23 protein-coding genes and 1 rRNA gene are annotated in these 24,848 nt (G+C 69.4%); 4 read left to right on the forward strand and 20 right to left on the reverse strand.

Annotated elements, in window-relative coordinates; translation table 11 throughout:
• Positions 1-174: 174 nt before the first annotated feature.
• The 14 genes from DEJ34_RS09770 to otsA form a co-directional block, all read right to left on the reverse strand.
• Positions 175-1,696, reverse strand: a 16S ribosomal RNA gene (locus DEJ34_RS09770).
• Between the two features lie 502 nt (positions 1,697-2,198).
• Positions 2,199-2,969, reverse strand: coding sequence for a fumarylacetoacetate hydrolase family protein (locus DEJ34_RS09775; protein ID WP_110824457.1), 771 nt, complete (start codon positions 2,967-2,969; stop codon positions 2,199-2,201).
• Between the two features lie 9 nt (positions 2,970-2,978).
• Positions 2,979-4,133 (reverse strand): branched-chain amino acid aminotransferase, encoded by a 1,155-nt coding sequence (locus DEJ34_RS09780; protein WP_110911059.1) that lies wholly within the window; start codon positions 4,131-4,133, stop codon positions 2,979-2,981.
• A gap of 13 nt (positions 4,134-4,146) precedes the next feature.
• Positions 4,147-5,214: a 3-isopropylmalate dehydrogenase gene (locus DEJ34_RS09785; RefSeq protein WP_110900618.1), complete on the reverse strand. Its 1,068-nt coding sequence runs from the start codon at positions 5,212-5,214 to the stop codon at positions 4,147-4,149.
• Between the two features lie 7 nt (positions 5,215-5,221).
• Positions 5,222-6,811, reverse strand: a complete 1,590-nt coding sequence (serA, locus tag DEJ34_RS09790) for a phosphoglycerate dehydrogenase (RefSeq protein ID WP_110911060.1) — start codon at positions 6,809-6,811, stop codon at positions 5,222-5,224.
• Between the two features lie 104 nt (positions 6,812-6,915).
• Positions 6,916-7,305 carry a hypothetical protein gene (locus DEJ34_RS09795; protein WP_110889892.1) on the reverse strand — a complete coding sequence of 130 codons (390 nt, stop codon included), beginning with the start codon at positions 7,303-7,305 and terminating at the stop codon, positions 6,916-6,918.
• Positions 7,302-7,724: a hypothetical protein gene (locus DEJ34_RS09800; protein ID WP_110911061.1), complete on the reverse strand. Its 423-nt coding sequence runs from the start codon at positions 7,722-7,724 to the stop codon at positions 7,302-7,304. Before DEJ34_RS09800 ends, DEJ34_RS09795 begins: the two co-directional genes overlap by 4 nt.
• A 26-nt stretch (positions 7,725-7,750) precedes the next feature.
• Entirely contained in the window at positions 7,751-8,941 is a 1,191-nt protein-coding gene (locus DEJ34_RS09805) for a mannitol-1-phosphate 5-dehydrogenase (protein WP_110911062.1), read from the reverse strand.
• Positions 8,942-9,142: 201 nt separating this feature from the next.
• On the reverse strand, positions 9,143-10,168 hold the full coding sequence (gene ilvC / locus DEJ34_RS09810; protein ID WP_110824464.1) for a ketol-acid reductoisomerase: 1,026 nt from the start codon (positions 10,166-10,168) through the stop codon (positions 9,143-9,145).
• Between the two features lie 44 nt (positions 10,169-10,212).
• Positions 10,213-10,713 carry an acetolactate synthase small subunit gene (gene ilvN, locus DEJ34_RS09815; protein WP_110824465.1) on the reverse strand — a complete coding sequence of 167 codons (501 nt, stop codon included), beginning with the start codon at positions 10,711-10,713 and terminating at the stop codon, positions 10,213-10,215.
• On the reverse strand, positions 10,710-12,530 hold the full coding sequence (locus DEJ34_RS09820; RefSeq protein ID WP_110911063.1) for an acetolactate synthase large subunit: 1,821 nt from the start codon (positions 12,528-12,530) through the stop codon (positions 10,710-10,712). Before DEJ34_RS09820 ends, ilvN begins: the two co-directional genes overlap by 4 nt.
• A gap of 46 nt (positions 12,531-12,576) precedes the next feature.
• Entirely contained in the window at positions 12,577-14,271 is a 1,695-nt protein-coding gene (gene ilvD / locus DEJ34_RS09825; protein WP_110824467.1) for a dihydroxy-acid dehydratase, read from the reverse strand.
• Positions 14,272-14,342: 71 nt separating this feature from the next.
• The gene (gene otsB / locus DEJ34_RS09830; RefSeq protein WP_110900617.1) at positions 14,343-15,122 is read right to left on the reverse strand and encodes a trehalose-phosphatase; all 780 of its coding nucleotides are present in this window, start codon (positions 15,120-15,122) and stop codon (positions 14,343-14,345) included.
• Positions 15,115-16,707, reverse strand: a complete 1,593-nt coding sequence (otsA, locus tag DEJ34_RS09835; RefSeq protein ID WP_110900616.1) for an alpha,alpha-trehalose-phosphate synthase (UDP-forming) — start codon at positions 16,705-16,707, stop codon at positions 15,115-15,117. Before otsA ends, otsB begins: the two co-directional genes overlap by 8 nt.
• Before the next feature lie 156 nt (positions 16,708-16,863).
• Between otsA and DEJ34_RS09840 the strand changes: the two genes are divergently transcribed.
• Entirely contained in the window at positions 16,864-17,835 is a 972-nt protein-coding gene (locus DEJ34_RS09840) for a magnesium transporter CorA family protein (RefSeq protein WP_110824470.1), read from the forward strand.
• 34 nt (positions 17,836-17,869) lie between these two features.
• On the opposite strand, the gene DEJ34_RS09845 is transcribed toward DEJ34_RS09840, so the two are convergent.
• Positions 17,870-19,021 carry an SLC13 family permease gene (locus tag DEJ34_RS09845; protein WP_110900614.1) on the reverse strand — a complete coding sequence of 384 codons (1,152 nt, stop codon included), beginning with the start codon at positions 19,019-19,021 and terminating at the stop codon, positions 17,870-17,872.
• Between the two features lie 100 nt (positions 19,022-19,121).
• Here DEJ34_RS09845 and DEJ34_RS09850 point away from each other — a divergent pair, with 100 nt between their 5' ends.
• Positions 19,122-19,322: a hypothetical protein gene (locus DEJ34_RS09850; RefSeq protein ID WP_110824472.1), complete on the forward strand. Its 201-nt coding sequence runs from the start codon at positions 19,122-19,124 to the stop codon at positions 19,320-19,322.
• A gap of 72 nt (positions 19,323-19,394) precedes the next feature.
• Here DEJ34_RS09850 and DEJ34_RS09855 read toward each other — a convergent pair whose 3' ends face one another.
• Complete coding sequence (locus DEJ34_RS09855; protein WP_110911064.1) at positions 19,395-20,576, reverse strand: mechanosensitive ion channel family protein; 1,182 nt, start codon at positions 20,574-20,576, stop codon at positions 19,395-19,397.
• 144 nt (positions 20,577-20,720) lie between these two features.
• On the opposite strand from DEJ34_RS09855, the gene DEJ34_RS09860 reads away from it, so the two are divergent.
• Both DEJ34_RS09860 and DEJ34_RS09865 read left to right on the forward strand, forming a co-directional pair.
• Complete coding sequence (locus DEJ34_RS09860) at positions 20,721-22,271, forward strand: amino acid permease (protein ID WP_110900612.1); 1,551 nt, start codon at positions 20,721-20,723, stop codon at positions 22,269-22,271.
• Positions 22,272-22,317: 46 nt separating this feature from the next.
• Positions 22,318-22,623, forward strand: coding sequence for a hypothetical protein (locus DEJ34_RS09865; RefSeq protein WP_146234089.1), 306 nt, complete (start codon positions 22,318-22,320; stop codon positions 22,621-22,623).
• Positions 22,624-22,651: 28 nt separating this feature from the next.
• Here the strand turns inward: DEJ34_RS09865 and DEJ34_RS09870 are convergent, their stop codons facing one another.
• From DEJ34_RS09870 to DEJ34_RS09885, 4 genes are all read right to left on the reverse strand, one after another.
• Positions 22,652-22,864 carry an SCO4848 family membrane protein gene (locus tag DEJ34_RS09870; RefSeq protein ID WP_110824475.1) on the reverse strand — a complete coding sequence of 71 codons (213 nt, stop codon included), beginning with the start codon at positions 22,862-22,864 and terminating at the stop codon, positions 22,652-22,654.
• 114 nt (positions 22,865-22,978) lie between these two features.
• On the reverse strand, positions 22,979-23,905 hold the full coding sequence (locus DEJ34_RS09875) for a hypothetical protein (protein WP_110911065.1): 927 nt from the start codon (positions 23,903-23,905) through the stop codon (positions 22,979-22,981).
• Positions 23,902-24,366 carry an ImmA/IrrE family metallo-endopeptidase gene (locus DEJ34_RS09880; protein ID WP_110824477.1) on the reverse strand — a complete coding sequence of 155 codons (465 nt, stop codon included), beginning with the start codon at positions 24,364-24,366 and terminating at the stop codon, positions 23,902-23,904. Before DEJ34_RS09880 ends, DEJ34_RS09875 begins: the two co-directional genes overlap by 4 nt.
• Positions 24,363-24,824, reverse strand: a complete 462-nt coding sequence (locus DEJ34_RS09885) for a hypothetical protein (RefSeq protein WP_110911066.1) — start codon at positions 24,822-24,824, stop codon at positions 24,363-24,365. Before DEJ34_RS09885 ends, DEJ34_RS09880 begins: the two co-directional genes overlap by 4 nt.
• Between the last annotated feature and the right edge of the window lie 24 nt (positions 24,825-24,848).

Raw genomic sequence — 24,848 nt, forward strand, 5'->3', positions numbered from 1 at the left:
AGACACCTCACAAAGAGACACCCGAGCGTACTGAGACCAGAAGACGCGCTCCCGACTGCACTGTCAATGTTCCACCCATGAGCTACCCGTCGGACACGTTCGGTCCGAACCGGGCGCCTGGACCAGCAACCAACCCACCACGACGGTGAGCAGCACTGACCAGATGCTCCTTAGAAAGGAGGTGATCCAGCCGCACCTTCCGGTACGGCTACCTTGTTACGACTTAGTCCTAATCACCGATCCCACCTTCGACGGCTCCTTCCACAAGGGTTAGGCCACCGGCTTCGGGTGTTACCGACTTTCATGACTTGACGGGCGGTGTGTACAAGGCCCGGGAACGTATTCACCGCAGCGTTGCTGATCTGCGATTACTAGCGACTCCGACTTCATGAGGTCGAGTTGCAGACCTCAATCCGAACTGAGACCGGCTTTTTGGGATTCGCTCCACCTTACGGTATCGCAGCCCTTTGTACCGGCCATTGTAGCATGCGTGAAGCCCAAGACATAAGGGGCATGATGATTTGACGTCATCCCCACCTTCCTCCGAGTTGACCCCGGCAGTCTCCTATGAGTCCCCGGCATAACCCGCTGGCAACATAGAACGAGGGTTGCGCTCGTTGCGGGACTTAACCCAACATCTCACGACACGAGCTGACGACAACCATGCACCACCTGTACACCGACCACAAGGGGGCGACCATCTCTGGCCGTTTCCGGTGTATGTCAAGCCTTGGTAAGGTTCTTCGCGTTGCATCGAATTAATCCGCATGCTCCGCCGCTTGTGCGGGCCCCCGTCAATTCCTTTGAGTTTTAGCCTTGCGGCCGTACTCCCCAGGCGGGGCGCTTAATGCGTTAGCTACGACACAGAAACCGTGGAAAGGTCCCTACATCTAGCGCCCAACGTTTACGGCATGGACTACCAGGGTATCTAATCCTGTTCGCTCCCCATGCTTTCGCTCCTCAGCGTCAGTTACGGCCCAGAGATCTGCCTTCGCCATCGGTGTTCCTCCTGATATCTGCGCATTCCACCGCTACACCAGGAATTCCAATCTCCCCTACCGCACTCTAGTCTGCCCGTACCCACTGCAAGCCCGAGGTTGAGCCTCGGGATTTCACAGCAGACGCGACAAACCGCCTACGAGCTCTTTACGCCCAATAATTCCGGACAACGCTTGCACCCTACGTATTACCGCGGCTGCTGGCACGTAGTTAGCCGGTGCTTTTTCTGCAGGTACCGTCACTTTCGCTTCTTCCCTACTAAAAGAGGTTTACAACCCGAAGGCCGTCATCCCTCACGCGGCGTTGCTGCATCAGGCTTTCGCCCATTGTGCAATATTCCCCACTGCTGCCTCCCGTAGGAGTCTGGGCCGTGTCTCAGTCCCAGTGTGGCCGGTCACCCTCTCAGGCCGGCTACCCGTCGTCGCCTTGGTGAGCCATTACCTCACCAACAAGCTGATAGGCCGCGAGTCCATCCCCAACCAAAAAATCTTTCCACCACCAGGCCATGCGACCAGTAGTCATATCCAGTATTAGACGTCGTTTCCAACGCTTATCCCAGAGTCAGGGGCAGGTTACTCACGTGTTACTCACCCGTTCGCCACTAATCACAGGAGCAAGCTCCTGATCATCGTTCGACTTGCATGTGTTAAGCACGCCGCCAGCGTTCGTCCTGAGCCAGGATCAAACTCTCCGTAAAAAATTACAACCAACACCGAAGTGCCAGCGAGTTGATCTTGACTGTTGACTGTCTACTGACAATCTTCAATCCAAAAGGAATTGCATCATGACCCGACCGGTGGAAACCGACCAGGCACGAGGTCAATAAAATTGGCATTGACAATGTGCACGCTGTTGAGTTCTCAAGGACCAGACGCACTCCCCACTCCACACCACCAGGATGCTTCGCCAGAGAGGCTGGCTCGTTGCCCGGGGAAGAACCGGAGCCAGACTGCATCTCCCGGAGTCGAACTCCGTCAGCGTCTCGGCCGATCCGTTCTCCGCCTCAGCGGCAACGAGTGATTACTCTACGCACGGGTGAACGGCAGCGCCAAGCCAGCTCGACGCCCGGGCGTGTCGCCCGCCCCATCGCCGATCGCGGCCAGGAGGGGTGATGCCGGCCCCGGGACGGACGGAGGCCCGACACCGTGACGGTGTCGGGCCTCCAGGTCGGCGACGTCGCCGGTCAGTGCCGTCGCCGGTCAGTGCCGAGCGATCACGGGGTTGCGGAGCGATCCGATGCCGGAGATCGTGACCTCCACCACCTCGCCGTCGCGGATCGCGCCGACGCCCGCCGGGGTGCCGGTCAGGATGACGTCGCCCGGGAGCAGGGTCCAGATCGACGAGATGAACTCGATGAGCGTCGGGATGTCGTGCACCATCTCGTTCGTGGACGCGGCCTGACGGAGGTCCCCGTCGACGCGCGTCTCGATGCGGATGTCCGACGGGTCGATCTCGGTCTCGATCACCGGACCGAGCGGGCAGAACGTGTCGAAGCCCTTGGCGCGGGCCCACTGGCCGTCGCGCGCCTGCAGGTCACGGGCGGTCACGTCGTTCGCGATCGTGTACCCGAGGATGACGCTCGCGAAGTCCTCCTTCGCGACGTTCTTGGCGAGGGACCCGATCACGATGGCGAGCTCGCCCTCGTGGTCGACGCGGCCGATGTCGGCGGGCAGCCGGATCGGGTCCTCGGGACCGATGACCGACGTGTTCGGCTTGAGGAACACCACCGGGTCGTCGGCGGTGTGCTCTTCCATCTCCGAGACGTGCTCGGCGTAGTTGAGCCCGACGCCGATGACCTTCGACCGCGGGATGACCGGGGCGAGCAGCTTCGCGTCCGCGAGGGGCACCCGCTCCCCCGTCGTCTCGAAGCCCTGGTACATCGGGTCGCCGGCGAGCACCACCAGTGCGCGCTCGTCGAGGATGCCGTAACGGGGGTCCTCCCCCTCGGTGCTGAACCGTGCGATCTTCACGCGTCGACCCTACTCAGCACTCGTGGTGGTCGTCGGCTCCGTCAACCGGACCATCCACCCGTGCGGGTCGGGACGGCGTCCGTACTGGATGTCCGTCAGTTCCGTACGCAGCGACATCGTCAGTTCGCCGGCACCGGTGGTCGGCGAACCGATCGTGAAGCCGTCGCCACGGAGTTCCGCGATCGGCGTGACGACCGCCGCGGTGCCACACGCGAAGGCCTCGGTGATGGTGCCGTCCGCGACGCCGTCCCGCCACTCGCTGAGGCTGACCGGACGACGCTCGACCCGGAGGCCGCGGTCCACCGCGAGCTGCAGGATCGAGTCGCGCGTGATGCCCTCGAGGATGGAGTCCGAGTCGGGCGTGATCAGCGTGCCGTCGGCGCGGACGAGGACCACGTTCATGCCGCCGAGCTCCTCGAGGTACTCGCCCTTCTCGGAGTCGAGGAACATCACCTGCTGGCAGCCGTGCTCGTACGCCTCCTGCTGCGGGAGCAGGGACGCCGCGTAGTTGCCGCCGGTCTTCGCCGCACCGGTGCCGCCCCGGGCTGCGCGGGCGTACCGGGTCGACAGCCAGATCGACACCGGCTCCGGCCCCGAGGTGAAGTACGCCCCAGCTGGGCTCGCGATGCAGTGGTACTGGACCGCGTGGGCGGCGCGGACGCCGAGGAAGGCCTCGGTCGCGATCATGAACGGGCGGAGGTACAGGCTCGTCTCCGGGGCCGACGGCACCCAGGCCTCGTCCGCGCGGACCAGCTGCCGGACGGACTCGACGAAGACCGACTCGGGCAGTTCCGGGAGCGCGAGCCGTCGCGCCGAACGGGCGAACCGTCGCGCGTTCGCGTCCGGACGGAACGACCACACCGACCCGTCGGCGTGCCGGTACGCCTTCATGCCCTCGAAGATCTCCTGCGCGTAGTGCAGGACGCTCGCGCTCGGGTCGAGGGAGAGCGGTCCGTACGCGTGGACCGAGGCGCCGTGCCAGCCGTCGTTGATCGTCCACGAGACGGACGCCATGTGGTCGGTGAAGTGCTTGCCGAAGCCGGGGTCGGCGAGGATCTCCTCGCGTTCCGCCGCGGCACGACGCTCCGGGGACGGAGTGGTCGCGAAGTCCAGTGCGAAGTCGGCGCCGCTGCTGTCGCTGCCGTCGCTGGTGTCGTTGCTCATGGGATGGCTCCTGTCAGGCCGTGGTGGTGCGTGCGGTGACCGCGGCGACGATGGCGTCACCGATCTCGGCCGTCGACCGCTGTGTGGTGCCCCGGTCGGCGAGGTCGGCCTCGACCGCCTGCGTCACCGCCGCCGCGAGGTCCGGCCGGCCGATGTGGTCGAGCAGGAGGGCGACGGACAGGACGGCGGCGGTCGGGTCGGCCAGCTGCTGACCGGCGATGTCGGGCGCCGATCCGTGGACCGGCTCGAACATGCTCGGGAAGGTGCCGTCCGGGTTGATGTTCCCGGAGGCGGCGAGACCGATGCCGCCGCTGATCGCCCCGGCGAGGTCGGTGATGATGTCGCCGAAGAGGTTGTCCGTCACGATGACGTCGAACCGCGACGGCTCCCGCACCATGTGGATCATGACGGCGTCGACGTGCTGGTAGTCGACCGTGACGTCCGGGTGTTCCTGGCCCACAGCGGCGACGGTCCGCTGCCAGAGCGACCCGGCGTGCACGAGGACGTTGCTCTTGTGCACGAGGGTGAGGTGCTGCCGCGGTCGCCGCGAGGCCAGGTCGAACGCGTACCGCACCACGCGCTCCACGCCGTGTGCGGTGTTGAGCGAGACCTCGGTGGCGATCTCGTGCGGCGTCCCCACGCGGATCGCGCCGCCGTTGCCGACGTACGGGCCCTCGGTGCCTTCGCGGACGACGACGAAGTCCACGTCCCCGGGTGCGGCGAGCGGTGACGCGACGGCGTCGTGCACGGTCGTCGGCCGGAGGTTGACGTAGTGGTCGAACGCGAACCGCAGCTTCAGGAGCAGCCCGCGCTCGATGATCCCGCCGGCGAGCCGCGGGTCCCGCGGGTCACCGCCGACGGCTCCGAGGAGGATCGCGTCGTGCTCGGCGATCGCCGCCATGTCGTCCTCGGTGAGGACGTCCCCGGTCTCGAGGAAGCGACTCGCACCCAGCGAGAAGGCGGTTTCCTGCACGTCGAGCTCCGCACCGGCCACCGCGTGCAGGACCTTGAGGGCCTCGTCGACGACCTCGGGGCCGATGCCGTCCCCGCGGATGACCGCCAGCTTGAGCGTCTGCGACATGGGTCTCCTAGAGCGTGATGTCGATCTCGCGGAGCGACGCCGCGTCGATGGTGGAACGGACGTGCTCGAGCACCTCGTCCGGGACCGGCGAGTCGACGGTCAGCACGCTGAGCGCTTCCCCACCGGCCGACTGGCGGGCGATCTGCATGGCGGCGATGTTGATGCCCGCGTCGCCGAACTCCTTGCCGTACACCGCGACGATGCCCGGCCGGTCCGTGTAGGCCATGACCACGTGGTGCTTGTCAAGCGCGACCTCGACGTCGTAGCCGTTGATCTCGACGAGCTTCTCGACCTGCTTCGAGCCGGTGAGCGTGCCGGAGACGCTGATCGCCGGACCGTCGGACTGCGCGCCGCGGATCGTGAGGAGGTTGCGGTACTCGGGGCTGTCGCCGTCGGTGATGAGCCGGAAGGTGACGCCGCGCTGCTCCGCGATGAGCGGCGCGTTGACGTAGGAGACCTGGTCGCTGACGACGTCGGTGAACACGCCCTTGAGCGCGGCGAGCTTCAGCACACTGACGTCGTACTCGGCGAGCTCGCCGTGCACCTCGACGTCGATGCTCGTGACCGGCGAGGTCGCCATCGCGGTGAAGACCTGGCCGAGCTTCTCGACGAGCGGGATGCCGGGCCGCACGTACGGGTCGATGACCCCGCCGGCGACGTTGACCGCGTCGGGCACGAGCTCGCCCCCGAGTGCCAGGCGGACCGACTTGGCGACGGCGACACCGGCCTTCTCCTGCGCCTCATCGGTCGAGGCGCCGAGGTGCGGCGTCACGACGACGTTCGGCAGGGAGACGAGCGGCGAGTCCTTCGGCGGTTCGGACACGAAGACGTCGAGCCCGGCACCGGCGATCGTGTTCGACGTCAGGGCGCGGTACAGCGCGTCCTCGTCGATGAGGCCGCCGCGGGCGACGTTGACGACGAACGCGGTCGGCTTCATGAGCGCGAACTGGTCGTCGGAGATCATGCCGATCGTCTCCGGGGTCTTCGGCATGTGGATCGTGGTGAAGTCGGCACGGCGGAGCAGGTCCTCGAGGGACACGAGCTCCACCCCGAGCTGCTGTGCACGAGCCGTCGTGACGTAGGGGTCGTACGCGATGACCGAGACGCCGAAGGCCTGGAGGCGCTGCGTGATGAGCGCGCCGATCCGACCGAGGCCGATGATGCCGACGGTCTTCTCGTACAGCTCGACGCCCGTGTAGGACGACCGCTTCCACGCGCCGGCGGCCAGCGACGCGTGCGCCGCCGGGATGTGGCGCGCGAGCGACAGGATGTGCCCGACGGTCAGCTCGGCAGCCGAGATGATGTTCGACGTCGGCGCGTTCACCACCATGACGCCCGCGGTCGTGGCCGCCTTGATGTCCACGTTGTCGAGCCCGACGCCGGCGCGGGCGATGACCTGCAGCTGCGGTGCCGCGGCGATCGCCTCGGCGTCGACCTTCGTCGCGGACCGGACGAGGATCGCGTGCGCGTCGGACAGCGCGGAGAGCAGGGCCGGACGGTCGGTGCCGTCGACGTTCCTGATCTCGAAGTCGGGCCCGAGGGCGTCGACGGTGGCGGGCGAGAGTTCTTCGGCGATCAGGACGACCGGCTTCGACACGACTGCTGTTCCTCACACGAGACGGGTGGTGTACCACCACCCTACCGACGCGGCGGGGTCGTTACGACGCCGTCACCGTCGCCGACCCGGACGGTCCGCCCGGGTCAGAAGTCGAGCAGGCGCGGGACGAAGAGCTGCAGGTCGAGCCAGAGCGCTCCGGCCGCCGCGAAGGCGAGCAGGAACACCGCTGCCGTCACCGCGAGCGTCGACCGGCGGGTGACCCACAGCGCCACGACGAAGGCCAGCGGCGCGATCACGATGTCCAGGACGAGCCAGACCCACGGCACGGCGCGTCGGAGCGAGTCGCCTCCGGACGAGCTCGCGATGAACGCGTTGAACTCCTGCACCGAGCGCGACACGGTGACGAGGTTCCCGACGCTCTGCACGGTCATGTACGCCAGCAGCACGGCGAACACGGCCCAGATCGCGATCCGGCCGAGGAGTCCGGTGCGGGACCGTGCCGCGCGGCCCGCACGGCCGTCGACCGCCGTCACCCGAAGCTCCGCGTCATGAGGAACGGCCAGGGGAAGAGGACGACCGCGCCGAGGAGCATCCACAGCAGGCGGGTGCGGGTGCTCCGAGCGCGGGCCGCCCAGAGCACCACCGTGAACCACAGCGCCGGGGCGACGATCGACAGGAACCGCAGGACCTCGACGTAGCCACTCAGCACCCGGTCGACGCCGGACACGTAGGTCGTCGAGGCGGTGAGCAGCCACGCCACGGTGTACAGCAGGTACAGCCCGCCGAACACGCCGAACCCGATGAGCGCCCCGGAGGTCTCGGGCGCGTCGGGGTCACGCTCGTCGCGCTCCCGTACGGCGATCGGGTTGTGCGCGGCGTCCACGTGCGTGGCGTCGTCCGCGTCACCCCACGACAGGGCGTCGTCGTCGTCGGGTTCGCGTGCCTCCGTCATGCCGTCGAGTCTACGAGGGTCGCCGCTCATGCCTGGGCTGGCTGGGTCTCGAGGACACCGGCCACGACGTCGCGGACGGCGGGGAACAGCGGGTGGCCCTCCATCAGTCCGGTGAGGATCTCGGTGAGGGCGTGCGCCGTCGCGCCGGAGCGGAGCAGCGCGTGGAGTTCGTACGACTCCGGGTCGTCCTGGTCGTCGAACTCGAGCGCGACGCGGACGGCGCCGAGGAGGTGGTCCACGGGGAGGCCCCGCTCCGCGAGCTGCGCGGCCGGGCCGATGAACCGCTCGCGGCGACCGAGCTTGCGCAGCGGGTTCCGGCCGACACGCAGCGTCGTGTCCGGCAGGAGCGGGTTCGCGATGCGCGTCAGGTTCGCCGCGACGTACCGCCCGTGTTCCTCCGGGTCGAAGCCGTGCTTCGCGACGAGCAGTGCGGTCGTCTCCGCGAGCACCCCGTCGACCTCGGCGCGCACGGCGGGGTCCTGGAGGGCCTCCCGGATCAGCCGGATGCCGCGCACCCAGCCGTGGTAGGCGGCGGTCGCGTGCGCGGTGTTGACGGTGTAGAGCTTGCGCTCGACGAACGGCTGCAGGTCGTCCACCCAGGTCACGCCGTCGATGACGGGGTGCTCGGCGGCGGTCCCGGCGAAGGGCGTGCGCTCGATGACCCACTCGTAGAAGGGCTCGAGCACGACGTCGAGACCGCCGGACTGGCCGAGGACGCCGGACTGGTCCGGGACGATGCGGTCGATCGCACAGTTCGCGAAGACCGCGGCGATGTCGCGGTCCTCGAGGATCGGGGCACGGCGGATGCTCGCGTGCAGGGAGTCGGTGGCGTTGAACGCGTTCTCGCACGCGACGATCGTCACCTCGCCGCGGTCGAGCGGACGGGCCGCGAGGCCCTCCGCGATGAGCGGCGCCACGAGAGGCAGGGTGCGGGCCCCGACGGCGGTGGTGACGACGTCGGCCTCGGCGATCGCCCGGACCACGCGGTCGCGGTCCGTCTTGCTGTTCAGCGCGCGGAACCCGGCGACGGTGTGCTCGACCGGCATCTCGCCGACCTCGTGCACGACGAACCGGCCGGCCTCGTTCAGGGCGGCGACCACACGCTCGTCGACGTCGACGAAGGTCAGGTCGTAGCCGCTCGCCACGAGGAACTGGCCCACGAACCCGCGCCCGATCTTGCCGGCGCCGATGTGGACCGCTCGTCTCGTCACCGCCATCCGACGATCATCCCATGTCCGGCGGCGGGCCCGCGCCACGCCGTGGGCGCGACGACCGGCACGACGTCGGGCGTCGTCGCGCTGCGTCGACGTCCGGAGACGTCGGGGTTCTGGAGGAGATGCTGCATCGTGTCCGGGTCACATCGAGAGGCGGCGGTGCACTGCACCGCCGCCTCGCGGGTCGAGCTTGTCTCAGGCAGACTACCGCGCGGCCGAACCGTCGACGTAGTCGGAGTCCGCCTGCTTCCACGCGAAGAGCTTGCGGAGCTCGCGGCCGGTCGCCTCGACCGGGTGCCCCTCGCCCTTCTCGCGGAGGGCCTGGAACTCCGGGGCACCGGCGTCCTGGTCCTCGATGAAGCGCTTCGCGAAGGTGCCGTCCTGGATGTCGGCGAGGACCGCCTTCATGTTCTCCTTGACCTCGGGCGAGATCACGCGCGGGCCGGAGACGTAGTCGCCGAACTCGGCGGTGTCGGAGATCGACCAGCGCTGCTTGGTGAGGCCGCCCTCCCAGATGAGGTCGACGATGAGCTTGAGCTCGTGCAGGACCTCGAAGTAGGCGATCTGCGGCTGGTAGCCCGCCTCGACCAGGGTCTCGAAGCCGTACTGGATGAGCTGCGACGTGCCACCGCAGAGGACGGCCTGCTCACCGAACAGGTCGGTCTCGGTCTCCTCGGTGAACGTGGTCTTGATGCCGCCGGAGCGCAGACCGCCGATGGCCTTGGAGTAGGACCAGGCGAGGTCCCAGGCGCTGCCGGACGCGTCGACCTCGACCGCGACGATGACCGGGACACCACGGCCGGCCTCGTACTCGCGGCGGACGGTGTGCCCCGGGCCCTTCGGCGCGACGAGCGAGACGTCCACGCCCTCCGGCGCCTCGATGTAGCCGTAGCGGATGTTGAAGCCGTGACCGAAGACGAGCGTCGCACCCTGCTTGAGGTTCGGGGCGATGTCGTCCTTGTAGACGATCCGCTGCACCTGGTCCGGGGTGAGGATGACGACGACGTCGGCCCACGCGGTGGCGTCGGCCGGGGTCAGCACCTCGAAGCCGGCCTCTTCGGCCTTCTGGCGGCTCTTCGAGCCCTCCTTGAGGCCGATCTTGACCTCGACGCCGGAGTCGCGGAGGTTGAGGGCGTGGGCGTGGCCCTGCGACCCGTAGCCGATGACCGCGACCTTCTTGCCCTGGATGAGGCTGAGGTCGGCGTCGGCGTCGTACACGATGTCAGTCACGGTGCGTGATCTCCTTGGTTCGGTGGTCTCTGGCTGACCGGTGCTCAGCGCACCCGGTCGGTGATGCTCTTCGGTCCGCGGCCCATGCCGAGGAGGCCGGCGCGGGCCAGCTCCTTGATGCCGTAGGGCTCGAGGACGCGCAGGATCGCCTGGATCTTGCCGGGGTCACCGGTCACCTCGACGACGAGCGAGTCGGTGGCGACGTCGACGACCTGCGCCCGGAACAGCGTCACGGCGTCGAGCACCGCGGACCGGGTCTGGTTGTCGACACGCACCTTCACGAGCATGTGTTCGCGCTGCACCGACTGGGGGAAGTCGAGCTCCACGATCTTGATGACGTTGACGAGCTTGTTGAGCTGCTTCGTCACCTGCTCGAGCGGCAGGTCCTCGACGTCGACCACCACGGTGATGCGGCTCAGGCCGTCCACCTCGGTGCTGCCGACGGCGAGCGACTCGATGTTGAAGCCGCGTCGGGCGAACAGCCCGGCGACACGGGTCAGCAGACCCGGCTTGTCCTCCACGAGGAGGGACAGGACGTGGCTCATGCGGGCTCCCCCGTCATGTCGGCGTCCTCGTCGTCCCAGGTGGGCGCGAGTTCGCGGGCGTACTGGATGGAGGAGTTGCCGACACCCTGCGGGACCATCGGCCAGACCATCGAGTCGCGGCTGACCACGAAGTCGATGACGACCGGGCGGTCGTTGGTGTCGAGCGCGAGCTGGATCGCGGCGTCGATGTCCTCGGGACGCTCGACCCGGATGCCGAGGGCTCCGTAGGCGTCCGCGAGCTTGACGAAGTCCGGCACGCGGCGGGTGCCGTGCCCGGTCTGCAGGTCGGTGAACGAGTGCCGGCCGTCGTAGAACAACGTCTGCCACTGCCGCACCATGCCGAGCGACGAGTTGTTGATCACCGCGACCTTGATCGGGATGTCGTTGATGACGCAGGTCGCGAGCTCCTGGTTGGTCATCTGGAAGCAGCCGTCACCGTCGATCGCCCAGACCACTCGGTCCGGCTGGGCGACCTTGGCACCCATGGCTGCGGGGACGGAGTAGCCCATCGTGCCGGCGCCGCCGGAGTTGAGCCACGCGTTCGGGCGCTCGTACTGGATGAACTGTGCCGACCACATCTGGTGCTGCCCGACACCGGAGGCGAACACGCCCTCCGGTCCGGTCATCTCGCCGATGCGGCGGATGACGTGCTGCGGTGCGATGAGGCCGTCCTGCGGCTCGACGTACCCGAGCGGGAAGTCGGCACGGATCTTGTCGAGGTGCGCGCACCAGTCGGCCGTGGAGGCCCGCTCGGACTGGTCGACGGCGGCCCACGCCTCGAGCAGGTCCGCCAGCACGACCTTCGCGTCCCCGACGATCGGCACGTCGGCGAAGCGGATCTTCGAGATCTCGGCCGGGTCGATGTCGACGTGCACGACCTTGGCGTCCGGGGCGAACTCGTCGGCCTTCCCGGTCACACGGTCGTCGAAGCGGGCGCCGAGCGCGATGATGAGGTCGCTCTCCTGGAGCCCGAGGACCGCGGGCACGGTGCCGTGCATGCCCGGCATGCCGAGGTGCTGCGGGTGCGAGTCCGGGAACGCACCGCGCGCCATGAGCGTCGTGACCACCGGCGCGCCCGTCGCCTCGGCGAAGCGCAGGAGTTCCGGGGAGGCACCGGCACGGATGACTCCGCCGCCGACGTACAGGACCGGGCGGCTCGACTCGGCGAGCAGCTGCGCGGCGGCGGTGATCTGCTTGCCGTGTGCCTTCGTGACCGGACGGTAGCCCGGCAGGTCGATCTTCGGCGGCCAGATGTACGGCGCCGACATCTGCTGCGCGTCCTTGGTGATGTCCACGAGCACCGGGCCGGGCCGACCGGTCGTCGCGATCTGGTGCGCGGCGGCGATCGTGGCGGGGATGTCCTCGGGCTTCGTGACGAGGAACGAGTGCTTCGTGATCGGCATCGTGATCCCGACGATGTCGGCTTCCTGGAAGGCGTCCGTCCCCATCAGGGTCGAGAAGACCTGCCCGGTGATCGCGATGAACGGCACGGAGTCCATGTAGGCGTCGGCGATCGCGGTGACGAGGTTCGTCGCACCGGGGCCGGACGTCGCGATCGCGACGCCGACCTTGCCGGACGAGGACGCGTAGCCCTCGGCGGCGTGGCCGGCGCCCTGCTCGTGCCGGACCAGGATGTGGCGGATGGTCGTCGACGCCATGAGCTCGTCGTAGAACGGGATGATGGCGCCGCCGGGCAGGCCGAAGACGTCGGTGATCCCGAGGTGCTCGAGCGTCCGGAGGACGGCTCCCGAGCCGGTCAGGACCTCTGGTGAGCGACGTGCTCCGGCAGCGGACAGCGGTGTAGCTTCCGTGGGCATGAACGGTTCCTTGCCTGGAGGGATGGCGATGTGTCGGGTGTCGACGTCAGCCCGTGACCGCGCCGAGGGCGGCGGACTGGACGAGCTTGGCGTACTTCGCGAGGACTCCGCGGGTGTAGCGCGGGGGCAACGGTTCCCAGCCTGCTCGGCGGGATTCCAGCTCGGCGTCGTCGACCAGTAGGTCGAGCGAGCGAGCCGCGATGTCGACACGGATGCGGTCGCCATCGCGCACGAAGGCCACTGGACCTGCGTCCACGGCTTCCGGTGCGATGTGGCCGATGCAGAGGCCGGTTGTGCCGCCTGAGAATCGACCGTCCGTCAACAGTAGTACATCCTTGCCGAGGCCGGCGCCCTTGATGGCCGCCGTGATGGCCAGCATCTCGCGCATGCCCGGTCCGCCCTTGGGGCCCTCGTAGCGGATGACCACGACGTCGCCCTTCTGGATGCGGCCCTCGGTGAGGGCGTCCATCGCGGCACGCTCGCGGTCGAACACCCGCGCGGGCCCCTCGAACACGGAGGCGTCGAAGCCGGCCGTCTTGACGACGGCACCCTCCGGTGCGAACGAACCCTGCAGGATCGTCAGGCCACCGGTCGCGTGGATCGGGTTGTCGATCTTCCGGAAGACCTCGCCATCGAGCTCGGGCGGGTCGATCGCCGCCAGGTTCTCGGCGACCGTCTTGCCCGTGACGGTCATGCAGTCGCCGTGCAGCAGGCCGGCCTCGAGCAGGGCCTTCATGATCACCGGGATGCCGCCGTTGCGGTCGACGTCGACCATGACGTACTTGCCGAAGGGCTTCATGTCGGCGAGGTGCGGGACCTTCGAGCCGATGCGGTTGAAGTCGTCGAGGGTGAGCTCGACCTCGGCCTCGTGGGCGATCGCGAGGAGGTGCAGCACGGCGTTCGTCGACCCACCGAGGGCCATGAGCACGGTGATGGCGTTCTCGAAGGCCTCGCGCGTCAGGATCTGCCGGGCGGTCAGTCCCAGACGGAGCATGTTCACGACGGCTTCGCCCGAGCGGTGCGCGTAGTAGTCGCGGCGGCGGTCGGCACTCGGCGGCGCGGCGGAGCCGGGGAGCGACATGCCGAGCGCCTCGGCCAGGCTCGCCATCGTGTTCGCGGTGTACATGCCACCGCAGGCGCCCTCACCGGGGACGATCGCGCACTCGATCTCCTTGAGCTCTTCCTCGGTCATCGTGCCGGCCTTGCACGCACCGACACCCTCGAAGGAGTCGATGATCGTGACTTCCTTCATCGACCCGTCGGCCTGCTTGACGTAGCCCGGCATGACCGACCCGGCGTAGAGGAACACGCTCGCCAGGTCGAGGCGCGCGGCGGCCATGAGCATGCCCGGCAGGGACTTGTCGCAGCCGGCGAGCAGGACGGTGCCGTCCAGGCGCTCCGCGCTGACGACCGTCTCGACGCTGTCGGCGATGACCTCACGCGACACGAGCGAGAAGTGCATGCCCTCGTGGCCCATCGAGATGCCGTCCGACACGGAGATGGTGCCGAACTGCAGCGGGTACCCGCCGCCGCCGTGGACGCCTTCCTTGGCGCCCTGGGCGAGGCGGTCGAGGGAGAGGTTGCAGGGGGTGATCTCGTTCCAGGACGAGGCGATGCCGATCTGCGGCTTCTCCCAGTCCTCGTCGCCCATCCCGACGGCCCGCAGCATGCCACGCGAAGTGGTTGCTTCGATCCCGTCGGTGACGACCCTGCTGCGCGGCTTCACGTCGATGTCAGGCATGTCCAGAGTCTAGGACCGTTTGGGATACCAGTGGCGCAACACCATGCGTCTGCATCGTGTTGCGCCCTCGGTCAGCGCGTGGCCCGGAGTCGTCCGAGCTGCTTGAGCACGTCGGTCAGGGCTGTCGGATCGGCGACACGGTGGGCGGCCAGGGTGTCCCCCTCCCCCACTTTCACGCCGACGTCGCCGTCGCGGAGCACCCGGAAGCCGTCCTCGTCGGTGACGTCGTCGCCGGCGAAGAACACCGCGTCCGCTCCTCGGAGCTCCCGGAGGCGGTCGATCGCGTCGCCCTTCGTGACGTGGCGGACCGCGAACTCGAGGATGTCCTTGCCCCCGCGCTCGAGCACGCCGGGGTCGGCGTCGTGCGCGGCACGGCTCGCCTCGGCGTTCGTCGCGGCGGCCTCCTCCGCGCTCACCCGCCGGGTGTGCACGCCGTGGCCCGCCGGCTTGTGCTCGATGACGACGCCGGGGTGGCGGGCACCGACCGCGTCGAGTGCCGCGCCGATCCGGGCGACCCTGGCGGTCTCTTCTTCGGTCAGCGCGGCCTCGTCGTGGCCGTCGACACGCCACTCGACGCCGTGCGAGCCGATCAGCGCCATGGTCTCCGGCGCGTGGGACACCGCTGCCAGGCTGCCGAGCGGCCGTCCGGACACGAGCACGACCTCCGTGTCCCGCGCGCGCTGCAGGGTGAGGACGGCGGCCCAACTGCCGGGCAGCGCACCCACCCGTGCGGGGTCGTCGGCGAAGGGCGCGAGCGTGCCGTCGAAGTCGAGCGCCACGAGCAGTCGCGGCGCAGCCGCGAGCGTCTCGAGCGCCTGGGCGAGACCGGTCTCCGTCGTCCGGTCAGGCATCGCGGTCCTCCCGGGTGTCCTCGGCGGCGCGCGCGGTCTGGGCGTCCTGGTCGAAGATCGACGTGCCGTCGGTCGGTGCCTCGCGGTGCGGCTCCCCCTGGCCGGCCGCGTCCGGGTCGATCTGGGCGCTCTTCGGCGCGTGGCGGTCGAGCGCTTCGAGGAAGGAGCGGGACCACCGCGCCACGTCGTTGTCCCGCACGCGCTTGCGCAGAGCCCGCATGCGCGTCGAGCGCTCCCGTCGGGGCATCTCGATCGCACGCTGGATGGAGTCCTTCAGCGCCCCGATGTCGTGCGGGTTGACGATGACGGCCTGCTTGAGCTCGTCGGCGGCACCGGCGAACTCGGAGAGGATGAGCACGCCGTCGTTGTCGAAGCGACTCGCGACGTACTCCTTCGCGACGAGGTTCATGCCGTCGCGGAGCGCCGTGACGAGCATGATGTCGGCGGCGAGGTAGAGCGCCACCATCTCCTCGCGGGGGTAGCCGTGGTGCAGGTACGAGATCGGCTGGTGGCCGATGACGCCGAGGTCGCCGTTGATGCGTCCCACGGTGAGCTCGATCTCGTCGCGGAGCATCCGGTAGGTGTCGACGCGCTCCCGGCTCGGGCTGGCGACCTGGATGAGCGCGGCGTCCTCCACCGCGAGGCGGCCGTCCTCGACGAGCTCGCCGAACGCCTTGATGCGGTGGCGGATGCCCTTCGTGTAGTCGAGCCGGTCGACGCCGAGCAGGACGGTCGTGGGGTTGCCGAGACCGTCGCGGATCTCCTTCGCGCGCTGCTGCACCTCGGGACGGCGGGCGATCTCCTCGAAGCTCTCGGCGTCGATCGAGATCGGGAAGTGCCGGGCCTCGACGTGCCGCACGGTGACGCCCTTGCGGCTCCGCGGTGCCTGCGGGTCGTCCACCGGGACGTCGACGATCGAGCCCTTCGTCGTGTAGCCCTTGATGTGCCGCACCGCACGGAGGAAGTCGCTCGCGTCGTCCTGCCGCTGGAACCCGATGACGTCCGCACCGAGCAGGCCGTCCAGGATCTGCGCGCGCCAGGGCAGCTGGGCGTAGATGCCGACCGGCGGGAACGGGATGTGGTTGAAGAACCCGATCGTCAGGTCGGGACGCAGGGTGCGCAGGAGCGCCGGCACGAGCTGCAGCTGGTAGTCCTGCACCCAGACGATGCCGTCCTGCTCGGCGATCTCGGCGACCTGCTCCGCGAAGCGCTGGTTCACACGCTTGTACGCGTTCCACCAGTCGCGGTGGTAGCTCGGGTGCTCGATGACGTCGTGGTACAGGGGCCACAGTGTGTCGTTGCTGAAGCCCTCGTAGTACTCCTGCACGTCGTCTGCGCTGAGCGGGACCGGGACGATGTGGATGCCCTCGTTGTCGAACGGCTCGACCGTGACGTCCGGCTGGCCGACCCACCCCACCCAGGCCCCGTCGTTCTGGCGCATCACCGGCTCGAGCGCCGTGACCAGGCCGCCGGGAGAGTGCCGCCAGCCCTCCGAACCGTCCTCCTCGACCACCCGGTCGACGGGCAGTCGGTTCGAGGCGACGATGAATGCGTACCGGGTGCTGTCCGTGCGGTCTGCGGGCATGGGTGGCGGGTGCTCCGTTCCTGCCCGGCGGCCTGCCGGGGCGTCGACCCCGAAACTACCAGCGACCGGTCGACCGGGCTGAGCGGATGTTCACGGACGGGCACCGGAGCGCCCAGACCGTCGGGTGCCACCGGACCGCCTCACTAGGCTCGCCCCATGGTGAGCACGCGCTGCTGGCAGGACGGGTCGCCGGCGGAGCAGGACTTCCCGGTCGGACACGTGTCGGAACTGGTCGCCCGCGACGGCGCCTTCGTCTGGGTCGACTTCACGGATCCGACACCGGCCGACCTCGAGCAGGTCGAGGGCGAGCTCGGTATCCACGCCCTCGCCGTCGAGGACGCCGTGGAGCGCGGGCAACGCCCGAAGCTCGACCGGTACCGGGACAGCCTGTTCCTCGTCGTCTACGACGCGCACGGCCCCGGCGAGGACGGTGGACTCGTCACCCACGAGGTGAAGGCGTTCGTCACCTCCCACGCGCTCGTGACGATCCACGGCGCCGACTTCGACACCTCCGCGGTCCAGCGCCGGTGGGACGCCAACAGCGACCTCGCCGACCACGGGGTCCCGTGGCTGCTGTGGGGCCTGCTCGACACGGTCGTCGACCACGCCACGAGCGTCCTCGAGACGATCGAGCGGGACATCGACGCGCTCGAGGACGACCTGTTCGAGAACGGGGACCCGCGCGAGCAGCAGATCCAGCGGCGCTCGTTCCGGCTCCGGAAGGCGCTCGGCGTGCTGCGCCGGCTCGTCGTCCCCACCCGGGACAGCGTGGGGTCGCTGCTGCACGGTGACGCCGAGACGATCGTCGACGGGGTCCGCCCGTACTTCCGCGATGTGGAGGACCACCTCGTGTCGATCGCGGACACCGTCGAGCAGCAGCGCGACGCGGTCTCCAGCGTCCTGGAGACGAACCTGAACCTGGCGTCGAACCGGCAGAACACCGTCATGAAGAAGGTGACGAGCTGGGCGGCGATCATCGCCATCCCGACCGGCATCACGAGCTTCTTCGGGCAGAACGTGGAGTTCCCCGGCGAGGGCGAGTGGAGCGGGCTGTGGGCGTCGCTCGCGCTCACCGTGGTGACGTCGCTGGTCCTCTACCGGTCGTTCAAGCACCGCGACTGGCTCTGAGCGCCGGCACCGCGAGCGCGCCGGGCACGACGGATCAGATCTGCAGCGCCAGCACGCCCGCGACGACGGTGAGCGGCGCGACCACGCACCCGAGGGCGATGTAGCGCCCCCACGACAGGTGGATGCCCTCGGCCGTGAGCCGCGCGTGCCACAGCAGCGTTGCGAGCGAGGCCCACGGCGTGATGAGACACCCGGCGTTCACGCCGACGAGCAGCGCCGCGTACCGCAGGGCCTCGTGCCCCGCGGCCGGTTCGAGCACCAGGTAGGCGGGCAGGTTGTCGATCGCGTTCGCCGCGACGGCCCCTGCCCCGCCGAGGAGCAGCAGCGGACCGGTCCCGGTGCCCCCGCCGACCGCCTGGACGATCGGGTCGGTGACCCCGGTGGCGTGCAGGGTCTCGACGACGACGAAGAGCCCGGCGGCGAACACGAGCGTGGACCAGGGCACGCGGGACGGCTTGAGCTCCGAGGGTGCCCGCCACGCCGCGACCCCGATGAGCACGAGCGCCGCGAGGACGGCGGCGACCCAGACCTCGACCCCCGCGGTCAGGGCCACGACCAGGGCGACGAGGACGACGGACGCCGCCCAGGAGAAGACCGGATCGGACGCCTTCCGCAGCCCGACCGGCGTGTAGCGCCCGAACAGCGAGCGACGGAACACCACGAGCAGCACCGCGCAGGGCACGACGACCCCGGCGAGCGCCGCCCACACCATCAACCCGGCGAACGGCAGCGGCCCGTCGAGTCCGATGCCGTCCACCGCGAGCAGGTTCGTCAGGTTCGACACCGGCAGCAGCAGCGATGCCGTGTTCGCGAGCCAGACGGTGGTGAGGGCGAAGGGCATCGGCGGCAGCCCGACCCGGCGCGCGAGCGTGATGACGATCGGTGTCAACAGGACCGCGGTGGTGTCGATCGACAGGAACACCGTGCACACCACGGCGAGCACGACGACCGCGGCCCACAGGCCGATCGTCCGTCCGCCGCCGGCCCGCGCGGCGAGGTCGGCGAGCCGGTCGAAGACGCCCGCGTCCGCGGCGAGCTCGGAGACGATCGTCAGCCCGAGGACGAAGCCGAGCACCGGCAGAACCCGCTCCGCGAGCGCCGCGAGTTCGGGCAGCGGCAGCAACCCGAGTGCGACGCACACCGCCCCGACGGCGAGCAGGACGGCTCCGATGACGGCTTGGCGCACGATGCGACTCCTTGCTGGGATGGCCGGCGGTCCCTGTGCGCCCGGCGGCGCTCCAATGTACCGCCCGGTAACGTGGGCCGGACGACGACAGGAGGAACCCGTGCGGAAGTTCATGTTCAGCGGTGCGGTGTGGGGCTCGCTCATCAGCGGCTACAGCGTGCTGCAGACGACCAGGCGTGGACCGCGTGACTGGCGGCTCGCCCTGACCTGGGTGGCCTGGCTCTCGACCACGATCGTGGCGGTCGGCACGGTCGTCGAGGACGACCGTGCGGTGAAGGCGAAGCAGCGCGCCGCGCGCTGACGGCACCACACGACTGACAGGAGGCCCGCTACCAGCTGGTAGCGGGCCTCCCGTCCGTCATGGGGCAGCTGGTCAGCGCCGCTCGGGCGGGACGTCCTCGGCGCGGATGCCCGAGGTCTGGATCGGACCGGTGAACAGGGCGGAGCGTTCGTCGCCCTCACCGAACAGCTGGGAGTCGTTCTCGCGCCGCGGCCGGCGCGGTGCCGCGCGCTCCTGCACCGGGTCGGTGAGCTGGACGCGCTGCAGCGGGAGTGCCTCCGGGTGCTGGCGCTGCATCCACTCCACCATCTCCTCGCGGACGTAGCACCGGAGGTCGAACAGGCCGCCGGCATCGGGCGCGGTGACGAGGATACGGACGCGCACCAATCCCCCGACGGCGTCCGTGACCTGCAGCACCTTGGTGCGGCCGTCCCAGATCGTGCTCGTCTCGAGGATGCGGTCCAGCTCGTCGCGCATCTCTGACGGGCTCACCCGCCAGTCGAGGTCGAACTCGACCGCGCCGAGCAGCTCGCTGCCCGTGCGTGTCCAGTTCTCGAACGGGGTGCTCGTGAAGTAGGTCGAGGGCAGCACGAACCGCCGGTCGTCCCACAGGTGCACGACCACGTAGGTGAGGGTGATCTCCTCGATCCGGCCCCACTGCGTCTCCACCACGACGACGTCGTCGACCCGGATCGAACCGGAGAACGCGAGCTGCATCCCTGCGAACACGTTGCCGAGCATCGTCTGCGCGGCGAGACCGGCGATCACCGAGAGGAGCCCGGCACTCGCCAGGACGCTCGCGCCGGCGGCCTCCACCCCGGGGAAGGTGAGCAGGATCGCACCGACGGCGATGATGACGAGGACGGCGACGGTCAGTCGCCGGATGATGAGCACCTGCGTGCGCACCCGGCGGGCGACCCGGTTGTCGGGGACGTCCACGCGGTACTTGTGCAGCCCGAGGCTCTCGAGGAAGATCGCGAGCTCGCAGGCCAACCAGCACCCGACGCCGATCATCGCGATGAGGAAGACGTGCGACACCTCGTCCCGCCACGGGAACCGTTCGGCGTCGCGCGGGATGCTCGTGCTGAACGCCGTCCAGAGCATGGCGAGGAGCAGTGTGGTGCGGGTCGGGTGCTTCGTGCGCCGGGAGAGCGCGGCAGCCCAGCGTTCCCGCCGACCGAGCGCCCGGAAGACCAGGTGCAGGACGAGTGACGCGACGGCCGTGACGAGCAGGGCGATCCCGATCGCGACGAGGAGTCGGAGGAAGATGTCCATCCGTCCATCGTGGTGGGTCCCGCGTCACTCGTCGTCCAGGCGGCGGCCAGGGAGCGGGCCGCGGGAAGGCCATCGGGCGCGGTGGGACGAGGTGCGGAGGCCGTCGGGCGCCCGGGTCGGACGTGCGGCGGTAGCGTGTCGGCCATGACAGCGAAGAACGACACGGGGGTCGACCGCGCTCCGGCGAACGACTTCTCGCACGAGCAGGAGGGCTACCAGCACGGGCTGAAGCCCCGGCAACTGCAGATGATCGCCATCGGTGGCGCGATCGGGACGGGCCTGTTCCTCGGTGCCGGTGGCCGGCTCCACACCGCCGGTCCCGCCCTCGCGGTGACGTACCTGATCGCGGGCGTGTTCGCCTTCTTCATCCTCCGGGCACTCGGGGAGCTCGTGCTGCACCGGCCCTCCTCCGGGTCGTTCATCTCGTACGCCCGCGAGTTCTACGGCGAGAAGTTCGCCTACGCCGCGGGGTGGATGTACTTCCTCAACTGGGCGATGACCTCGATCGTGGACACGACGGCCGTCGCGGTCTACCTGAAGTACTGGTCGGCGTTCACCGCGGCCCCGCAGTGGCTCCTCGCACTCATCGCCCTGGTCGTCGTCCTGGCCGCGAACATGGTCGCGGTGAAGGTGTTCGGCGAACTCGAGTTCTGGTTCGCGCTCATCAAGGTCGCCGCGCTCGTCGCGTTCCTGGTCGTCGCGATCGTCTGGCTCGTCTTCGCGTTCCCGGTGGAGACCGGCGGCGAGGCGGTCCGGACCGGCTTCTCGATCTGGGGCGACAACGGCGGGCTCCTGCCGAACGGCGTCCTGCCGGCCGTCCTCGTCATCCAGGGCGTCGTGTTCGCCTACGCCGCGATCGAGCTCGTCGGCACCGCGTCGGGCGAGACCCAGGACACCGAGAAGGTCATCCCGCGCGCGATCAACTCCGTCGTCTTCCGCATCGCGGTCTTCTACGTCGGCTCGATCGTCCTCCTGTCGATCCTGCTGCCGTACACGGCGTACAAGGAGGGCGAGAGCCCCTTCGTCACGTTCTTCTCGTCGATCGGGAACCCGCAGGTGGGGGTCGTCGTCGGGTCGATCATGAACTTCGTCGTGCTCACCGCGGCGCTGTCGTCCCTGAACGCCGGACTGTACTCGACCGGCCGCGCGCTGCACTCGATGGGCATGAACGGCTCGGCGCCGAAGTGGACCACGAAGATGTCGAAGGGCGGCGTGCCGTACGCCGGCATCCTGCTCACCGCGGCCTTCACCGTCGCCGGTGTCGTCCTGAACTACTTCGTGCCGGGACAGGCGTTCGAGATCGCCCTGAACATCGCCAGCCTCGGCATCATCACGGCGTGGGGCACGATCATCCTCTGCCAGATGAAGCTGCGGCAGTGGGCCAAGCAGGGGCTGGCGAAGGAACCGACGTTCCGGCTGCCCGGGGCTCCCGTCACGAGCTGGCTGACGCTGGCGTTCCTCGCGTCGGTGATCGTGCTCATGGCGATCGACTACCCGGTCGGGACGTACACGATCGCCTCGCTGGTCGTCGTCATCCCGCTGCTGGTCGTCGGTTGGTTCCTGCAGCGTGACCGGATCCTCCGCATCGCCTCGCTGCGCCAGGGCGTCACCGGTCCGTACCCGATCACCGGCCGCGACCCGGCCGCGCAGGTGCGGCGGTCCACCGAGCACATGGACGGCGACGGCCGCAGCTGACCCCCCGACGTGGCACGGGTCCGGCACCCGCCGGTACGATCAGCGGGTGCCGGACTCTCCTGTTCTCCCGACGCTCGACCTGCAGCACACCTGGCGTGGCGCCACGTGCCGGGTGCGGGTGTTCCGTGACCGGGTCACCGCGGAGACGAGCTTCGAGCGCGACGCGCTGCTCCCGGTCCCGATGGACGCCGTGCAGGGGTGGCGGATCGAGGAGTGCGACGACGACGCGGTCTGCGTCGAGTTCGTCACGCCGGACGACGTCTGGCGGGTGTTGCTCTCCCCCGCCGACGAGGCGGTCGCCGACGTCGCGTTGCGCTCGGCGCTCGGTGCGCCACTCCCGCCCGCGTCGTAGCGACGTCGCCGGCAGCGGCGGGCGGGCGTCAGACCAGCAGCAGCACCGCGGCGAGCACGGAGGCCACCGCGATCACCAGCGCGATGAGCAGCAGCACGAAGTGCACGCGCCAGAACGTCGTCGGGCGGCCCGCGGCGTCCCGGGCGCGGGAGTCCTTCGCGACGCGCTGGAAGAAGCGCGGCCACGCGACCACGTTGAAGACGGCGCCGACGATCAGGACCACTGCAGCGAAGACGAGCACCCGACGATCCTACGCCCGGGCCTCGGCCGCCCCCCACGACCGGCCGAGACCCGCGACAACACCGGGTGTAGCACGTGCTACAGAGCGTACACGACCGGGTGGTCGGCCCCGGGGTCAGGTGCCCGCGAGGACCGCTTCCGCCTCTGCGAGCGCTGCCTGGTCGGCCGGGCTGAGCGGTGTGCGGTGTCGACGGGCGCCGTCGTTCACCTCGACGATGAGACGGCTGAGCCGGGTCGCGGGGTCGTCGGAGTCGGGGTACTCGTTGTCGGTGCCGAGTCGGGCGTGGACCGGTTCGAGACGGCGGAGGGCATCCTGCAGCGCCCGGGTCCGTCTGCTCTGCCAGAGCCGGTGGCCGAGGACGAGCAGGAGCATGCCGGATGCGACGAGCAGCACCGCGCCCGGTGTCGTGACGTCGTACGGCAGGGCGAGCGCCCGCGTGACGTCGACCCGGCCGGCGACGTGGGCCAGGTCCATCACCGCGACGACCACCATGCGGACGACGCCGAAGACCCCGCCGGCGACGAGCGCCCACAGACCGACGCGGTCCGGACCGGTCCGGGCCTCCCGGATGCGCAGCACGCAGATGAGCCCGGTGGCGCCGAGCGCCACCCCCAGGTACGTCGTCTGCACGATCGAGTAGACCGCCGCGAGGGGCTGCGCACCGACGGCGAGCATGAACGTCGTGGTCGTCCGGACCGGGTCGAGCAGCACGAACGCCGTCACGACGGCGATGACCACGACGGAGCACGACGCGACGACCGCCCTGCGCATCCACGGCCGTGCCGCTCCCACGGCCTTCGCGACGCCCCAGAGCAGCGTGCTCGTCCCCGCCGCCATCAGGACGTCGCACACGAGGGTCAGGACGTTCCGTCCGCCGAGCAGCGGGTCGACGGCGCGGTACAGGGGGTCGACGCCGGCGACGACCGTGCCCGAGAACAGCAGGAACGTCAGTGCCAGCGTCCGGTCCTGCCCGCGTTGCACGACGGAGAGGACGACCGCCCCGACGACGAGCAGGACCGCCTGGACGACGGCGAGGATCACCCGAAGACCCCGCGGAACGCACTGGGACGTTCGCGGTGGCCGCGGATCAGCTGCGCGAGCCGGTCGGCGAAGAGCTCGGCCTCGCGCTCGTACTCGTTCTCGAAGAGCCCGCGGGCGAGGGCCCGTTCGACCTTGTACTCGGGCAGGTCCGGGATGAGGCTCCGGATGGCGGCGGCCTGCGGCGCGGTCTCGTGGTGTCCGTGCAGGACGTGGCCGAGCTCGTGTCCGATGACGAACGCGCGGAAGGTCGGGGACGGCGTCGGGGAGATCATCACGAGGTGACGGTGCTCCAGCGTCGCGACGAAGCCGCACACCGGCTCGTCGGCCAAGAACGACTCCTCGCGGACGGTGATCGGCTTGCCGACGAGGTCCTCGGCCGCCGCCACGGCGTCGTCGATCCCGGTCCAGCCCGCGTCCTCGCCCAGCTGCCAGAACCGGTCGACCAGCGTCGGCGCGGTCACACCGCACCGCCGCTGCGCGACTCCTGCTCGATGACCTCGGCGATGCGGCGGAGGGCCTCCGGCGAGAGTTCACCGGGGAAGGTCCGCGCTGCGAAGCCGCTCACCCGGGCCGAACGGACGGCCCGCACGAGGGCGAGTTGCGCGCCGATGCGCTCGGGCAGTTCGCTGTCCTCGAGCAGGAAACGGTCGTCGACCTCGAAGAAGCCCGCGAGCAGGCGCAGCAGTCGGGTGTCGCTGTTCCGCCGCCCGTCACCGGACACCATGTAGGTCCACTTCGCGCGCGAGAGCGAACCGCCGCGGTCGGCCACGTACTGCTCGATCTCCGCGAAGGGCACGGGTGCACCACGCTGCGACTCCTCGAAGTCGAGCAGCAGGTTGAGCCGTCGCGCGAGCTCCCCCGCGTCGAGCACGCCGCCCTTCGGCACCGATCCCGTCATCGTCGCCCCCTTCGATCCCATGCCCGACCACCCTACTGCGCCACT

Source organism: Curtobacterium sp. MCPF17_050, assembly GCF_003224435.2.
Classification (GTDB): domain Bacteria; phylum Actinomycetota; class Actinomycetes; order Actinomycetales; family Microbacteriaceae; genus Curtobacterium.

Excerpts from the sequence above, each read along its gene's own strand:
- DEJ34_RS09780 (WP_110911059.1), bottom strand. The coding sequence starts at position 4,133 with ATGAGCAACGACACCAGCGACGGCAGCGACAGCAGCGGCGCCGACTTC.
- DEJ34_RS09785 (WP_110900618.1), bottom strand. The coding sequence starts at position 5,214 with ATGTCGCAGACGCTCAAGCTGGCGGTCATCCGCGGGGACGGCATCGGC.
- DEJ34_RS09800 (WP_110911061.1), bottom strand. The coding sequence starts at position 7,724 with ATGACGGAGGCACGCGAACCCGACGACGACGACGCCCTGTCGTGGGGT.
- DEJ34_RS09805 (WP_110911062.1), bottom strand. The coding sequence starts at position 8,941 with ATGGCGGTGACGAGACGAGCGGTCCACATCGGCGCCGGCAAGATCGGG.
- ilvN (WP_110824465.1), bottom strand. The coding sequence starts at position 10,713 with ATGAGCCACGTCCTGTCCCTCCTCGTGGAGGACAAGCCGGGTCTGCTG.
- DEJ34_RS09820 (WP_110911063.1), bottom strand. The coding sequence starts at position 12,530 with ATGCCCACGGAAGCTACACCGCTGTCCGCTGCCGGAGCACGTCGCTCA.
- ilvD (WP_110824467.1), bottom strand. The coding sequence starts at position 14,271 with ATGCCTGACATCGACGTGAAGCCGCGCAGCAGGGTCGTCACCGACGGG.
- otsB (WP_110900617.1), bottom strand. The coding sequence starts at position 15,122 with ATGCCTGACCGGACGACGGAGACCGGTCTCGCCCAGGCGCTCGAGACG.
- otsA (WP_110900616.1), bottom strand. The coding sequence starts at position 16,707 with ATGCCCGCAGACCGCACGGACAGCACCCGGTACGCATTCATCGTCGCC.
- DEJ34_RS09840 (WP_110824470.1), top strand. The coding sequence starts at position 16,864 with ATGGTGAGCACGCGCTGCTGGCAGGACGGGTCGCCGGCGGAGCAGGAC.
- DEJ34_RS09855 (WP_110911064.1), bottom strand. The coding sequence starts at position 20,576 with ATGGACATCTTCCTCCGACTCCTCGTCGCGATCGGGATCGCCCTGCTC.
- DEJ34_RS09860 (WP_110900612.1), top strand. The coding sequence starts at position 20,721 with ATGACAGCGAAGAACGACACGGGGGTCGACCGCGCTCCGGCGAACGAC.
- DEJ34_RS09885 (WP_110911066.1), bottom strand. The coding sequence starts at position 24,824 with ATGGGATCGAAGGGGGCGACGATGACGGGATCGGTGCCGAAGGGCGGC.